This window comes from Streptomyces sp. UNOB3_S3 (assembly GCF_020740895.1).
Lineage (GTDB): Bacteria > Actinomycetota > Actinomycetes > Streptomycetales > Streptomycetaceae > Streptomyces.
On sequence record NZ_JAILXP010000191.1, the window covers coordinates 1 to 13295 of the forward strand.

General features: G+C 74.0%; 13 protein-coding genes. 4 read left to right on the plus strand and 9 right to left on the minus strand.

The window, feature by feature from the left end:
• From K6I33_RS20695 to K6I33_RS20705, 3 genes are all read right to left on the minus strand, one after another.
• The coding region (locus K6I33_RS20695; RefSeq protein ID WP_374285388.1) for an ABC transporter permease at nt 1-474 on the minus strand (474 nt) is incomplete at its 3' end.
• Nucleotides 464-2017 carry a sugar ABC transporter ATP-binding protein gene (locus K6I33_RS20700; RefSeq protein ID WP_229354891.1) on the minus strand — a complete coding sequence of 518 codons (1554 nt, stop codon included), beginning with the start codon at nt 2015-2017 and terminating at the stop codon, nt 464-466. The genes K6I33_RS20695 and K6I33_RS20700, both read right to left, overlap by 11 nt.
• A 33-nt stretch (nt 2018-2050) precedes the next feature.
• A complete protein-coding gene (locus K6I33_RS20705; RefSeq protein WP_229354893.1) occupies nt 2051-3040 on the minus strand; it encodes a LacI family DNA-binding transcriptional regulator in 990 nt (329 codons plus the stop codon).
• 424 nt (nt 3041-3464) lie between these two features.
• Here K6I33_RS20705 and K6I33_RS20710 point away from each other — a divergent pair, with 424 nt between their 5' ends.
• Both K6I33_RS20710 and K6I33_RS20715 read left to right on the plus strand, forming a co-directional pair.
• A complete protein-coding gene (locus K6I33_RS20710; protein ID WP_229354901.1) occupies nt 3465-4253 on the plus strand; it encodes a sigma-70 family RNA polymerase sigma factor in 789 nt (262 codons plus the stop codon).
• A 65-nt stretch (nt 4254-4318) separates the two neighbouring features.
• Nucleotides 4319-4498, plus strand: coding sequence for a hypothetical protein (locus K6I33_RS20715; protein ID WP_229354903.1), 180 nt, complete (start codon nt 4319-4321; stop codon nt 4496-4498).
• 65 nt (nt 4499-4563) lie between these two features.
• Here K6I33_RS20715 and K6I33_RS20720 read toward each other — a convergent pair whose 3' ends face one another.
• Nucleotides 4564-4803: a chaplin gene (locus tag K6I33_RS20720; protein ID WP_229354905.1), complete on the minus strand. Its 240-nt coding sequence runs from the start codon at nt 4801-4803 to the stop codon at nt 4564-4566.
• A gap of 345 nt (nt 4804-5148) precedes the next feature.
• Here K6I33_RS20720 and K6I33_RS20725 point away from each other — a divergent pair, with 345 nt between their 5' ends.
• Nucleotides 5149-6678 (plus strand): SDR family NAD(P)-dependent oxidoreductase, encoded by a 1530-nt coding sequence (locus K6I33_RS20725; RefSeq protein ID WP_229354915.1) that lies wholly within the window; start codon nt 5149-5151, stop codon nt 6676-6678.
• Between the two features lie 51 nt (nt 6679-6729).
• On the opposite strand, the gene K6I33_RS20730 is transcribed toward K6I33_RS20725, so the two are convergent.
• The 5 genes from K6I33_RS20730 to tsaD all read right to left on the minus strand — a co-directional run bounded on the left by K6I33_RS20730 (nt 6730) and on the right by tsaD (nt 11873).
• Complete coding sequence (locus K6I33_RS20730) at nt 6730-6999, minus strand: hypothetical protein (protein ID WP_229354917.1); 270 nt, start codon at nt 6997-6999, stop codon at nt 6730-6732.
• Nucleotides 6992-7351 carry a hypothetical protein gene (locus K6I33_RS20735; RefSeq protein ID WP_229354919.1) on the minus strand — a complete coding sequence of 120 codons (360 nt, stop codon included), beginning with the start codon at nt 7349-7351 and terminating at the stop codon, nt 6992-6994. The genes K6I33_RS20730 and K6I33_RS20735 overlap by 8 nt, the downstream gene beginning before the upstream one ends.
• 82 nt (nt 7352-7433) lie before the next feature.
• Nucleotides 7434-8000, minus strand: a complete 567-nt coding sequence (locus tag K6I33_RS20740) for a hypothetical protein (RefSeq protein ID WP_229354920.1) — start codon at nt 7998-8000, stop codon at nt 7434-7436.
• A gap of 130 nt (nt 8001-8130) precedes the next feature.
• Nucleotides 8131-10782, minus strand: a complete 2652-nt coding sequence (gene alaS / locus K6I33_RS20745; protein ID WP_229354922.1) for an alanine--tRNA ligase — start codon at nt 10780-10782, stop codon at nt 8131-8133.
• A gap of 17 nt (nt 10783-10799) precedes the next feature.
• Entirely contained in the window at nt 10800-11873 is a 1074-nt protein-coding gene (gene tsaD / locus K6I33_RS20750) for a tRNA (adenosine(37)-N6)-threonylcarbamoyltransferase complex transferase subunit TsaD (protein ID WP_374285397.1), read from the minus strand.
• A gap of 144 nt (nt 11874-12017) precedes the next feature.
• On the opposite strand from tsaD, the gene cbiE reads away from it, so the two are divergent.
• Complete coding sequence (cbiE, locus tag K6I33_RS20755) at nt 12018-13232, plus strand: precorrin-6y C5,15-methyltransferase (decarboxylating) subunit CbiE (RefSeq protein WP_229354926.1); 1215 nt, start codon at nt 12018-12020, stop codon at nt 13230-13232.
• Nucleotides 13233-13295 lie beyond the last annotated feature (63 nt).

Consider the following 13295-nt stretch of genomic DNA (forward strand, 5'->3'; position numbering starts at 1 on the left):
GGGTGGGAAGGCGATGGGGGAGCCGCCGGAGATCACCAGGGCGAGGCCGCGGGCGACCGACAGCATCGCGAGTGTGGCGATGAAGGCGGGCAGCTTTCCGTACGCGACCAGGGCGCCCGAGATCAGGCCCGCGCCCGCGCCCACGGCGAGGCCGAGCGGCAGGGCCAGCCACACGGGCAGGCCGTGGCCGGTTGCGGCCCAGGCGACGACGGTCGCCGACAGCGCGGCCACCGAGCCGACGGACAGGTCGATGCCCGCCGACACGATCACGAACGTCAGGCCGAAGGCCAGGATCGCCGTGACGGACGCCTGTACCCCGACGTTGAGGAGGTTCTGTCCGTTCAGGAAGTCCCGGGAGAGGACGGTCATCGCCGCGATCAGGGCGAGCAGCCCGCCCAGTGGGCCGTTGCGGAGCACCGCCCGTGTGAACCACTGCCCGGTGCTCCCGGGCGCCCGAAGCACCTCAGCCGACATCGGAGCCCTCCATCGCGCTCTCGTCCTGGATGTTTGTGCGGACGGCCAGTTCCATGACCGCGTCCTGGGTGGCGGTTTCGGCCTCCAGCTCGCCGGTCAGGCGGCCCTGTGCCATGACGAGTACGCGGTCGCTCATGCCCAGGACCTCCGGGAGGTCGCTGGAGATCAGCAGGACCGCGTGGCCCGCCGCCGTCAGTTCGTTGACGAGCCGGTAGATCTCGACCTTCGCGCCGACGTCGATGCCGCGCGTCGGCTCGTCGAGGATCAGCAGCCGGGCGCCGGCCAGCAGCCACTTGCCGATGACGATCTTCTGCTGGTTGCCGCCCGAGAGGGTGCGGGCCTCGCGGTCCAGGCCGCTGTGGCGCACCTTCAGCCGGTCGGCGACGGCGGTCGCCGTCTGTCGCTGGGCGCGCCGGTCGACCAGGCCCAGGCGGGTGTCGCGGTCCAGCCGGGCCAGGGTGAGGTTGTCGCCCAGGGAGGCCCCGAGGACCAGGCCCTGGCCCTTGCGGTCCTCGGGGACGAGCCCCACGCCTGCCCGCATCGCCGCCCGTACGTCGCCCGGGGGCAGTCGCTCGCCGTCGATCTCGACCGTGCCCGTGTCGTAGCGGTCCGCGCCGAAGACCGCCCGCGCCACCTCCGTACGGCCCGCGCCGACCAGTCCGGCCAGGCCCACCACCTCGCCCGCCCGGATGTCGAAGCCGACGTCCGTGAAGGCCCCGCGCCTGGTCAGTCCCCGGACGCGCAGCAGCGGGGCGCCGGGCTCCGCGGGGCGTTCGCGGGGGTAGCGGTCGGTGATATCGCGGCCCACCATCAGCCGGATCAGCTCGTCCTCGGGCGTCGACGCGGGCACCTCGGCCACCGAGCGGCCGTCGCGCAGAACGGTCACGCGGTCGCCCAGGGCGGTGATCTCCTCCAGGTGGTGGGTGATGAAGACGATGCCGGCCCCGTCGGCGCGCAGCTCGCGCACGATGCCGAAGAGCGTGCCGGTCTCCTCGGCGGTGAGGACCGCCGTCGGCTCGTCCATGATCAGGACGCGGGCGTCCAGGCTCAGGGCCTTGGCGATCTCCACCATCTGCCGCTGGGCGACGCCGAGCTTGGCCACGGGCGTGGTGGGCGGCACGTCGAGGCGGACCCGGCGCAGCAGTGCCGCGGCGTTCCTCCGCAGGGCGCGCCGGTCGATCAGGCCGAGGGCGGTGCGCGGCTGGCGGCCGAGGAAGAGGTTCTCGGCGACGGTGAGACCGGGGACGAGGGTGAACTCCTGGTGGATGGTGGCGATGCCGAGCCGTTCGGCGTCCCGCCCGGAGCGGATCGTCACCTCCTCGCCGTCGGCCAGGATCCGGCCCGCGTCCGGGCGGTGGACCCCGGCGAGCGTCTTGATGAGCGTGCTCTTGCCCGCGCCGTTCTCGCCCAGGAGCACATGCACCTCGCCCGCGCGCACGCTCAAGGACACGCCGTCGAGGGCGCGGACGCCGGGGAAGGACTTCACCACGCCTTCCACGCGCAGCAGTTCCCGGTCCGGTGCGTCGTCGTTGACGCCGGTCATGCGTCGCCCCTCTCGGACGGCGGTGGGTTTACGTCACTCGCCGCAGGAGCGGCGGCGTACGAGCCGGGCCGGCAGCAGGACCGAGCCCGCCGGTCGCCCCGCGATCCTTTCCAGCAGGGTGTGCACGGCCGCCCGGCCGAGCGCCTCGGTGGGCTGGGCGACGGCGGTGAGCGGCGGGTCGAGGTGGGCGAACCAGGGCACGTCGTCGAAGGCCACGAGTGCCATGTCGGTGGGGACGCGCAGGCCGCGCGCCCGGAGTTCGTCCAGGGCGCCGAGGGCCATCAGGTTGTCGGTGGCGAGGACCGCGTCCGGCGGTTCGGCCGGCTCCAGCAGCTTCCGCATCACCCGCCGGCCCCCGGCGGGGCTCGGGTCCGGTGAGGCCCCGACGCGGGTGGGCGGCAGGGCGATGCCGTGCGCCGCCAGGGCCGCGCGGAAGACGGCGAGCCGTTCGTCGCCGGTGGGGGTGCCCGCCGGGGCGACGATCACGGCGGGCCGGCGTCGGCCCAGCGCGGCGAGGTGCGCGGCGAGTTCGGTGAGCGCGGCGCTGCCCTCGGCCCGGACGCAGGGCGCGGCGACGCCCGGGACGGCGCGGTCGAGCAGGACGAGTGGGGTGCCGGCGGCCACCGCCTCGCTGAGCATCGGGGAGCCGGTGCCGGCGGAGCTGACCATCAGCCCGTCGATGCGGCGGTCCAGGAGGGTGCGGATGTAGTCGTCCTGCTGCTCGGGGCTCTCACCGGCGTTGCCGATGATCAGGCTGTAGCCCAGCCGCCGGGCCTCCTGCTCGACGGCGTCGGCGAGTTCGGTGAAGAAGGGGTTGCGCAGATCGCTGACGACGAGCCCGAGGGTACGGGTCCGGGCGGTGCGCAGGGCGCGGGCGACGACGTTGGGGCGGTAGCCGAGCTCCTCGACGGCGGCCAGGACGCGTTCGCGGGTCTCGGCGACGGGGGAGCGGCCGTTGAGGACGCGGGAGACGGTGGCCGCGGACACTCCGGCCCGCTCGGCGACGTCCTTGATGTTCGCCATGGTCCCCTCCCCGGTCGTCTTCGTGCGATCGATCTCTGTGCAATCGATTTCACGCCCTCAGGAAATCGATTGCACGGAGTGGGGGTCAAGACGCCATGGGTGTGACGCCCGTCACCGGGCCGCCATGGGTGGGCCTGTGCGGGGCCGGAGTCACCCGTCCGGCCCAGGGCCCGTACGGGCACGGCGGGCCGGAGGGCGGCCGCTCCGCGCGTCCCGGCGGGTCTCGCTCTGGGTGAGCGGGCGGGAGCTCCGAGTCGCGGGTGGCGCGGGCCGGGGTCATGCTGGCACCACCGTGGCCGACACCGGCCGGCCCGGCCCCCGGAACCCGGCCCGGCCACGGGCGGAACCCCGGGGGCGGTCGCGCCCGACGGCGTCCCGGCCGGCAGGCACTCCTTGACGCACGAGCGAGGGGACAAGTGTGACCATGGCCGAGACCAAGCTCCCTCCCCGCGGACGCCGCCCCGACGCTCCCGGCACCGAGGACGCCTTCCTGCGGCTCGCGGCCCTCCCGCCCGGCCGGGAGCGCGACCGGCTCCGGCACGACGTGATCGCCGCCTGGCTGCCCATGGCCGAACGCGTCAGCCTGCGCTTCCGCAAGTGCGGGGAGAGCCCGGCGGACCTGCGCCAGGTGGCCGCGCTCGCCCTCGTCCACGCCGTGGACCGCTACGACCCCGGGCTCGGCTACGCCTTCGAGTCCTTCGCCATCCCCACGATCAGCGGCGAACTCAAACGGCACGTCCGCGACCATGTGTGGTCCCTGCACATCCCGCGCCGGGACCAGGAGCTGCGGGCCGCCGTCCGCGCCGCCCGCGCCCGGCTGGAACAGCGGGGCGCGGGCAGCACGGTCACCCCCGCCGAACTCGCCGCCGAGACCGGGCTGTCGGAGGAGGAGGTACGGCGCGGGCTCGACGCGGACGGCGTCCACCAGACGCTCTCGCTCGACCACTCCGTCGCCGGCGCCGACGAACTCCCCCTCGCCGACACCCTGGGCCTGGCCGACCGGGCGCTGGACCTCGTTGTCGACCGGCAGTCGCTGCGCCCCCTCCTGGACGCGCTGCCCGAGCGCGAACGGTACGTCCTGTACTGGCGCTTCTTCGGCAATCTCACCCAGAAGCAGATCGGGGCGCGCCTGGGCGTCTCCCAGATGCAGATCTCCCGCATCCTCAACCGCACCTGCGACCGGCTGCGCCGGCAGCTGCTCGCCGCGGCCTGACCCGCCGGGGTCCCCCGTCCCCGTTGTTCCACCCGGTCTCCCCGACTGAGGGAAGGCGTACCGCCATGACGTCACAGCACTCGCGGCTGACCCCCGACCTGCCGCCGATCGTCGAGATACCGGACCTGCCCGGCGCCGCCGGCAGTACCGAGGGGGAAGTGCTGGCGGGGCCCGGACATGGCAGTGGCGCCCATCAGGAGGGAGATGGGCGCCACGAACGCGCGGGGGACGGGTCCGGCGGCTGACTGTGACCCGGGCCCCGGCGCTGCGCGCGGTTCGGCTGAGACGCGCGCAGAAAAGGGGGCCGTGATCAGCCGTTCACGCAGACGTTGCCGAAGGTCGGGTTCAGCAGGGCGATGATGTCGATCGAGTTCCCGCAGAGGTTGATCGGCAGGTGGATCGGGATCTGAATGACGTTGCCCGAGATGACGCCGGGCGAGCCCACGGCCGCTCCCTGTGCGCCCGAGTCCGCGGTGGCTACGCCGGCGATGCCGGTCACGGCGGTGCCTACGGCGGCGGTCAGGACGGCAGCCTTGGCGATACGCGACATGGCTAAACCTTTCTAAGGGGTGTTGAGAGACGATTGTGACTGCCGATTCGGTGGGAATTGGGCAAATGTGCTGGATAACGTCGGTAATTAACCCGGAAAGATCAATAAGTCGTATGTGATGAACGGCGGTTGGGGGTGGGGATCCCGGCAGTTCGCGACGCCGACCGGCCCGCCCGCCCCGGTATGACGGACGGCGCCAGGACGGGGGAGGGGCGCCGTCGGCGACGGCCCGGCGCACGGCCCGGCCACAAGCCCCCCAGCGGGCGGTTTGGCACTGCCGCACTTGGCTACGTACAGTTTCCTGGAAGATTTGTCGAACAAACGGACTGGGAAACGACAGCGGCCATGACCGTCACTGAAGAGAACCGCGACGGTGCAGGCCACCTGTCGATCACCGATCACCCGGAGATCCCGGACGCCGTGGAGTACGGCGAGGGCATAGCCCCCGAGCGCATGGCCGTCCTCCTGAGCGTGCTCGAGGAGCTCGACCGGCTGCCCGTCGACCACCCCGACGCGATCGCCGTCCGGCGCGCCACCTCCGGCGTCTACCGCACGGTGAAGCAGCGCCGCCGCCAGGAGCGCCGCGCGGCCAAGACCGCCAACGACCGCAAGGTCACCGAGGCCACCGCCACCGGCTCCGCCGAGCGCATCGACGACGAGACCGAGGGCATCCTGCCCTCCTCGATCACCGAGGCCGGCCGGATCGCCGGGATCCTCCAGCGCCCGCGCTCCTGCTACGTCTGCAAGACGCGGTACGTCGAGGTCGACTACTTCTACCACCAGCTCTGCCCGAGCTGCGCGACCGAGAACCGCGCCAAGCGCGACGCCCGCGCCGACCTCACGGGCAAGCGCGCGCTGCTCACCGGCGGCCGGGCCAAGATCGGCATGTATATCGCGCTGCGGCTGCTGCGCGACGGCGCCCACACCACGATCACCACCCGCTTCCCCAAGGACGCCATCCGCCGCTTCAAGGCGATGGAGGACTCGGCGGACTGGATGCACCGCCTGGAGGTCGTCGGCATCGACCTGCGCGACCCGGCCCAGGCCGTCGCGCTCGCCGAGCAGGTCGCCGAGGCCGGCCCGCTGGACATCCTGATCAACAACGCCACCCAGACCGTGCGCCGGCTGCCCAGCGCGTACGCCGCGCTGGTCGAGGGCGAGGGCGCCCCGCTGCCCGCCGGCGAGCTGCCCGCCCACCACGTCATCGGCGCCTTCAATTCCGGCGCGGTCGACGGCCTGGCGGCGCTGCCGCTGGGCGCCAGCGGCCTGGACGCCCAGAAGGTCGCCGACCTCGCCCTGGTCGCGGGCAACGCCAGCCTCGAACGGCACCTCGCCGGCACCGCCATCGACGCCGGCGGCCTGCTGCCGGACGTCGTCGAGACCAACACCTGGGTGCAGACCATCGACCAGATCTCCCCGGTGGAGCTGCTCGAAACCCAGCTGTGCAACTACACCTCGCCGTTCATCCTGATCAGCGCGCTGCGCCCGGCGATGGCCGAGGCGGCCCGGCGGGCGGCCAGCGGTCGCGCGTACGTCGTCAACGTCTCCGCCATGGAGGGCGTGTTCAGCCGCGGCTACAAGGGCGCGGGTCACCCGAACACCAACGCCGCCAAGGCCGCGATGAACATGGTGACCCGGACCAGCGGCCAGGAGATGTTCGAGAGCGACAAGATCCTCATGACCTCGGTCGACACCGGCTGGATCACCGACGAGCGCCCGCACTACGACAAGCTGCGGCTGGCCGAGGAGGGCTTCCACGCCCCCCTCGACCTGGTCGACGGCGCGGCGCGCGTCTACGACCCGATCGTGCGCGGCGAGGAGGGGGAGGACCTGTACGGGTGCTTCCTGAAGGACTACGGCAAGGCGAACTGGTAAGGGGCACGCTTCCGCTGCCCCACCCGTGGGGAGTGCCGCACCGCCTGCGGGTCACATGCCGAGAAAGGTGACCTGCCGGATGTATACCCGCTGGTGGCGCGGCACGACCTGGTACACGAACATGCCCGACGCGTCGATGGCCTCCTCCTGCATGCGGGGCGAGGTACCCGTGTACTTCGTCCCGTCCAGGTAGAGCGCCGCGGCCGCGCGAACCAGTTCGTCGGCCCGCTCCTCCACCTGCGCGATGAAGGCGAGGTTGTCGATGCCGCCGATGACGTAGCCGGGATCGGGGTCGTATTCCCACGTCCAGGCTTCAGTCATCGGTCACCGCTGCCCGGGCCTCGTTCCGGACGGCCAGGCATTCGTCCATGGCCGCGCGCCATCTCGGGTCGTCGCGGTCGAAGGTGTTCGCGCCGTCCAGGGCCGCTCGGTAGCGAGCGGCCAGCGCGGGCCTGCGCTCGATCTCGATCTCGGTCGCCCACTTGATCTGGAACATGCGGATCGGGTTGAAGGAGGTGTGCCGGGTGGCGGCGGTGAAAGCGGAGTCGCGATCCGCCTGGAACTCGGCGAGGCGGGAGGACGCGACGCGGGCCAGCGCGGCGCGCAGCGCCGGAAACGTCATCTCCGGCCGTGGGACGAGCTCGGCAGGGTCTTCGGCGTGCGGCGCGGTCATGGGTCCTCCGTCGTCGGGCGCTCCTCGCACCGTACCGGTTCCTCCATTGGTACCTGGGCGGAACCAGTCGGTTACTGCTTGTCTAGGCCGCCGGCACGGCCGGCTCCCGGGTCGCGTAGATGTCCCGGAGCCGGGCGGACAGCGCTTCGTACGCGGCGTTGGCCCGGGCGCCCAGGGCGCCGGGGTCGACGGGTTCGTCGCGCTGGACGCCCGCCGCGGCCATCGTGAGCGCCTTCTCGGCAGCGTCGGCCAGCGCCCGGACGTCGTCCGCCAGGAGGAAACCGATCTGGGACCGCAGGGCGTCGAGAGCGGCGTCCGCCGCGTCGGACGCGTCCTGCATCGGCTGCCGGTAGGTCTCCGGCGGCGCGGCCGGGTCCTCGCGGAGGCGCGAGCTGTAGTGCCGCCGGGCGGAGACGAACGCGTGGAGGGACGTCATGGCGTTCCGCAGCAGCGTGTTCACCTCGACGAGCTGGGCCAGCTCGAACGTCTCACGGCGCTCCGCGACGACCTTGTACCGGTCCGCCGCCCTGGCCCGCGTCTCGCGGCTGACCGCGGAGCGGTTGTTGATGAGGCCCATCGCCAGCGCGGTGGCCTGGCCGATCAGGATCGACACGACGGTCGTGAACCATCCCCAGCCCCCGGAAGCCATGCCGGAAGTCTAGAGATCCACCGCGGGCCCGGAGAAGTGCCGACGGCGCCCCCACGGGGGCATCGGCGGCCCGTCCGGCGCCCGTCGTACCCGGCGCGCGCCTCGGGGCGGCCACCGGGCCCGACGGGCCTCAGCCGCCCTGGCCCGCCAGCAGCTCCCGCACCCCGTCGAGCGTCGCCCGCAGCGACCCCGCCGGGACGCCGCCGCCCTGGGCGACCTCCGCCGTGCCGCCGCCGCGGCCGCCGAGGGCGGACTTGATCAGGGCGGCGGCCGACAGGCCCGCCGCCGTCGCCGCCCGGGTCAGGGTGATCGTCACGATCGCGTGGCCGCCCGCCGCCGCGCCGATCGCCACCACGCCCGGGCGGCCCTCCGGCAGCCGGTCGCGGACGGCCAGGGCCAGGGCCCTGGCGTCGCCGTCCGTCGTGGCAGTGACCACGAGCGTGCCGTGGACGTCGGTCGCGGCCGCCGCGAGCTCCGCCGCGCGCTCCAGCGCGGCGCGCCGGTGGAGTTCCTCCGCCCGCTGGTCGGCGGCCTTCAGCCGCTCCAGCAGGACGGAGACGCGCTCGGGCAGTTGTGCGCGCGGCGCCTGGAGCTGCTCCGCCAGCCGTGTCACCAGGTCGCGCTCGCGGGCCAGGTACCCGAAGCCCTCGAACCCGACCGCGGCCTCCAGCCTGCGCATGCCCGCGCCCACCGAGGACTCGCCCGTGAGCGCCACGACCCCCACCTGCGAGGCGTGCTCCACATGCGTGCCGCCGCACAGCTCGCGCGACCACGGGCCGCCGATCTCCACGACCCGCACCCGCTCGCCGTAGGTCTCGCCGAAGAGCGCGAGGGCGCCGATCTCCTTGGCCTCGGGCAGCGGCATCCAGCGCACGTCCACCGGCAGGTCCCGGCGCAGCGCGCGGTTCGCGGCCTCCTCGACCTCGCTGCGGGCCGCCGGGCCGAGGGCGCCGCGCCAGGGGAAGTCCAGGCGCAGATAGCCGGGCCGGTTGTACGAGCCGGACTGGAGGGCCGTCGGGCCCAGGATCTGGCGCAGGGCCGCGTGCAGGATGTGGGTGCCGGAGTGCGCCTGCCGCGCGCCCAGCCGCCACTCGGGGTCGACGGCCGCCCGTACGGTGCCGCCCACCGCCAGCTCGCCCGCCGTGACCCGCACCTGATGGACGATCAGCCCCGGCAGGGGGCGCTGCACGTCCAGGACCTCGGCTTCCACCGACGCGCCCGTCAGCGCGCCCGCGTCGCTGTCCTGGCCGCCCGACTCGGCGTAGAAGGGGGTGCGGTCCAGGACGGCCGTGACGATCTCCCCGGCGGACGCGGAGCGGACCGGGCCGCCGGGCCCCAGCAGGGCCAGGACCTTCGAGTCCGTCGTCAGCGTGTCGTACGCCCGCCAGTCCGTCGGCCCGTGCGCGTCCAGCACCGTCCGCAGCGCCGACGTGTCGAGTGCGCCGCCGGATTTGCGGGCGCGGGCGTCGGCGCGGGCGCGCTCGCGTTGTTCGGCCATCAGGGCGGTGAAGCCCTCGCGGTCGACCTCGACGCCCTGTTCCTCCGCCATCTCCAGGGTGAGGTCGATGGGGAAGCCGTAGGTGTCGTGCAGCAGGAACGCCTTGGGGCCCGGCAGCAGCCGGCCGCCCTGCGCCTTGACCTCGGCGACGGCCGTGTCCAGCACGGTCGTGCCCTGCCGGAGCGTGGCGCGGAAGGCGTCCTCCTCGGCGTACGCCTGCTGGGAGATCCGGCCGAACTCCTCGGCCACCTCCGGGTAGCTGTGCCGCATGCAGTCCCGCGCGGCGGGCAGCAGCTCGGGCAGCGCCGGGTCCTGGTGGCCCAGCAGCCGTACCGACCGGACGGCCCGGCGCAGGACGCGCCGCAGCACGTAACCGCGCCCCTCGTTGCCGGGGGCGGTGCCGTCGGCGAGCAGCATCAGGGCCGTGCGGACGTGGTCGGCGACGACGCGCAGCCGTACGTCGGCCTGGTGGTCGGCGCCGTAGCGCACGCCGGTGAGTTCGGCGGCGCGGTCGAGGACGGGCCGGGTCTCGTCGATCTCGTAGAGGTTGTCGACGCCCTGGAGGAGGGTGGCCATGCGCTCCAGGCCCATGCCGGTGTCGATGTTGCGGCGGGGCAGCTCGCCGAGGATCGGGTAGCCGGTCTTGCCGGCGCCCTCGCCGCGCTCGTACTGCATGAAGACGAGGTTCCAGAACTCCATGTACCGGTCCTCGTCCACGGCCGGGCCGCCCGCGCGGCCCAGGGCGGGACCCCGGTCGTAGTAGAGCTCCGAGCAGGGGCCGCAGGGCCCGGGGACGCCCATGGACCAGAAGTTGTCCTCGTCGCCCCGCCGGACGATCCGTTCCTCCGGCAGCGCGGCCACGCGCCGCCAGATCGCCGCGGCCTCGTCGTCGGAGTGGTGGACGGTGACCCAGATCCGGTCCGGGTCCAGACCGTAGCCCCCGTCCGGCGCCGACGCGGTGGACAGTTCCCAGGCGTAGGCGATGGCCTCCTCCTTGAAGTAGTCCCCGAAGGAGAAGTTGCCGTTCATCTGGAAGAACGAGCCGTGCCGCGTGGTCCTGCCCACCTCCTCGATGTCCAGGGTCCGTACGCACTTCTGCACGCTGGTCGCCCGCGGCCACGGCGGCGCCGCCTCGCCCGTCAGGTACGGCTTGAAGGGCACCATGCCCGCGTTGACGAAGAGCAGCGTCGGGTCGGGCGTCGGCAGCGGCGCGCTGGGGACGACGGTGTGGCCGCGCGCGGCGAAGAAGTCGAGGAAGCGGCCGCGGATATCGGCGGTACGCACAGGGGACTCCGGACGGGTCAGGCGGCTCGGGTGGACCCGGCGGACCGGACGGACCGGGCCACGGGGTGGAGGGCCGCGTACGTGAGGGGCGCGGACGGGTCGACGGACACATCGAGCGGCGCGGGCTCGGCCCCCGCCCGCACCAGCAGATCGCCGACGGCGGCGATCATCGCGCCGTTGTCGGTGCACAGCCGCAGCGGCGGTACGCGCAGCTCGATGCCCGCAGCATCGCAGCGCGATCCCGCCAGCGCCCGCACCCGCGAGTTCGCGGCCACGCCGCCGACGACGACGAGCGTGCCCACCCCGTGCTCGACGCACGCCGCGACGGCCTTGCGGGTCAGCACGTCGGCGACCGCCTCCTGGAGGGAGGCCGCGCCGTCCGCGACGGGCAGCGGCAGACCCGCCTGCCGGTGCCGCTCGGCCCAGCGGGCGGCGGCCGTCTTCAGCCCGGAGAAGGAGAACGCGTACGGGTCGTCGCGCGGCCCGGTCAGCGGCCGGGGGAAGGGCACCGCGCGCGGGTCGCCCCCGCGCGCCGCCCGGTCGACGGCCGGGCCGCCCGGGTACGGCAGCCCGAAGACCCGCGCGACCTTGTCGAAGCACTCGCCCGCCGCGTCGTCGAGCGTGTCGCCGAGATGGACGATCGGGTCGCGGGCCAGGTCCCGGACCAGCAGCAACGAGGTGTGGCCACCGGAGACGATCAGCACCACGCAGGGGTTCGGCAGCGGGCCGTGCTCCAGGGTGTCGGCGGCCACGTGCCCGGCCAGGTGGTGCACCCCGTAGAGCGGCACGCCCAGCGAGTAGGCGATGCCCTTCGCCGCCGCGACACCGACCTGCAGGGCGCCGGAGAGCCCCGGGCCCGTCGTCACCGCGACCGCGTCGATGTCACCCATCGCCAGCCCCGCGTCGGCCAGCGCCGCCCGCACCACGGGCGCGGCCGCGTGCACATGCGCCCGGGCCGCGATCTCCGGCACGACGCCGCCGAAGCGCGCGTGCTCGTCCATGCTGGACGCCACCGCGTGGCCCAGCAGCCTTCCGTCCCGGACGAGACCGGCGCCGGTCTCGTCGCAGGACGACTCGATACCCAGCACCACCGGCGAACGCGCCACGTCCTACCCTCCTGCTTGAGATAAGTAATTGCGCAGTCTATGCAATAAGGTCCCCGGTCGTGCCCCCGGTCACCGAGGGTCAGTAGAGTTCCGGTGCCCCTGATCACCGCCTCCGTGAGGTAAGCACCTGTGACCCCAGCCCCCGTGACGGTCGTCGGCATCGGCGCGGACGGCTGGCCCGGCCTCGCCTCCGCCTCCCGGGAGGCCCTGCGCCACGCCGAGGTGATCATCGGCGGCCCGCGCCAGCTCGGCCTGCTGCCCGGGGAGTGCGCCGGCGAGCGCGTCGCCTGGCCCTCGCCCCTGCGCCCCGCCGTCCCCGGCCTGCTCGCCGCGCACGAGGGCCGGCGCGTCTGCGTCCTCGCCAGCGGCGACCCCATGTTCTTCGGCATCGGCCGCACCCTCGCCGAGATCGTGGGCGAGGAGCGGCTGAACGTCCTCCCGCACCCCTCCTCCGCCTCCTACGCCTGCGCCCGGCTCGGCTGGCCACTGCACGACACGGAGGTCGTCAGCCTCGTGGGCCGCCCGCTCGCGGCCCTCACCGCCGCCCTCCACGACGGCCGCCGGCTGCTGCTGCTCAGCGCGGGCGCGCAGACGCCCGCCGAGGTCGCCGCGCTGCTGCGCGAACGCGGCTACGGGCCGAGCCGGCTGGCTGTCCTCGAACAGCTCGGCGGCGACCGCGAACGCCGCGTCGAGGGCACGGCGGACGACTGGCCGCACCCGGCCGGCGATCCGCTCAACGTCATCGCCGTCACCTGCCGCCGCGCCCCCGGCGCCCTGCGACTGCCCCTCACCCCCGGTCTGCCCGACGACGCCTACGACCACGACGGCCAGCTGACGAAGCGGCATGTACGGGCCGTGACGCTCGCCGCCCTCGCCCCCTCGCCCGGCGAACTCCTCTGGGACGTCGGCGGGGGCTCCGGCTCCATCGGCATCGAATGGATGCGCGCCCATTCCTCCTGCCGGGCCGTCAGCGTCGAGCGCGACCCGGTGCGGGCGGGGCGTGTCGCGCGTAACGCGGAGGCGCTCGGTGTGCCGGGGCTCCGTGTGGTCACCGGCGCCGCGCCGGCCGCGCTCGCCGGGCTGCCCACGCCCGATGCGGTCTTCACCGGCGGTGGGCTCACCGCGCCCGGGATGCTGGAGGCGTGCTGGGAGGCGCTGCCGCGCGGGGGGCGGTTGGTGGCCAACACGGTCACGCTCGAATCCGAGGCACTGCTGACGGAGTGGTACCGCCGTCATGGCGGCGAGCTGACGCGCCTCGCGGTCGCGCACGCCGTGCCCGTGGGGGGCTTCACGGGGTGGCGGCAGGCGATGCCGGTCACGCAGTGGGCCGTGGTCAAGGCCTGAGTCCGGCTTTCCCGCCGCCGGGGTTTCCCGCGCCTTCGGCGCGGATTTCGCCCACCCTCCCCC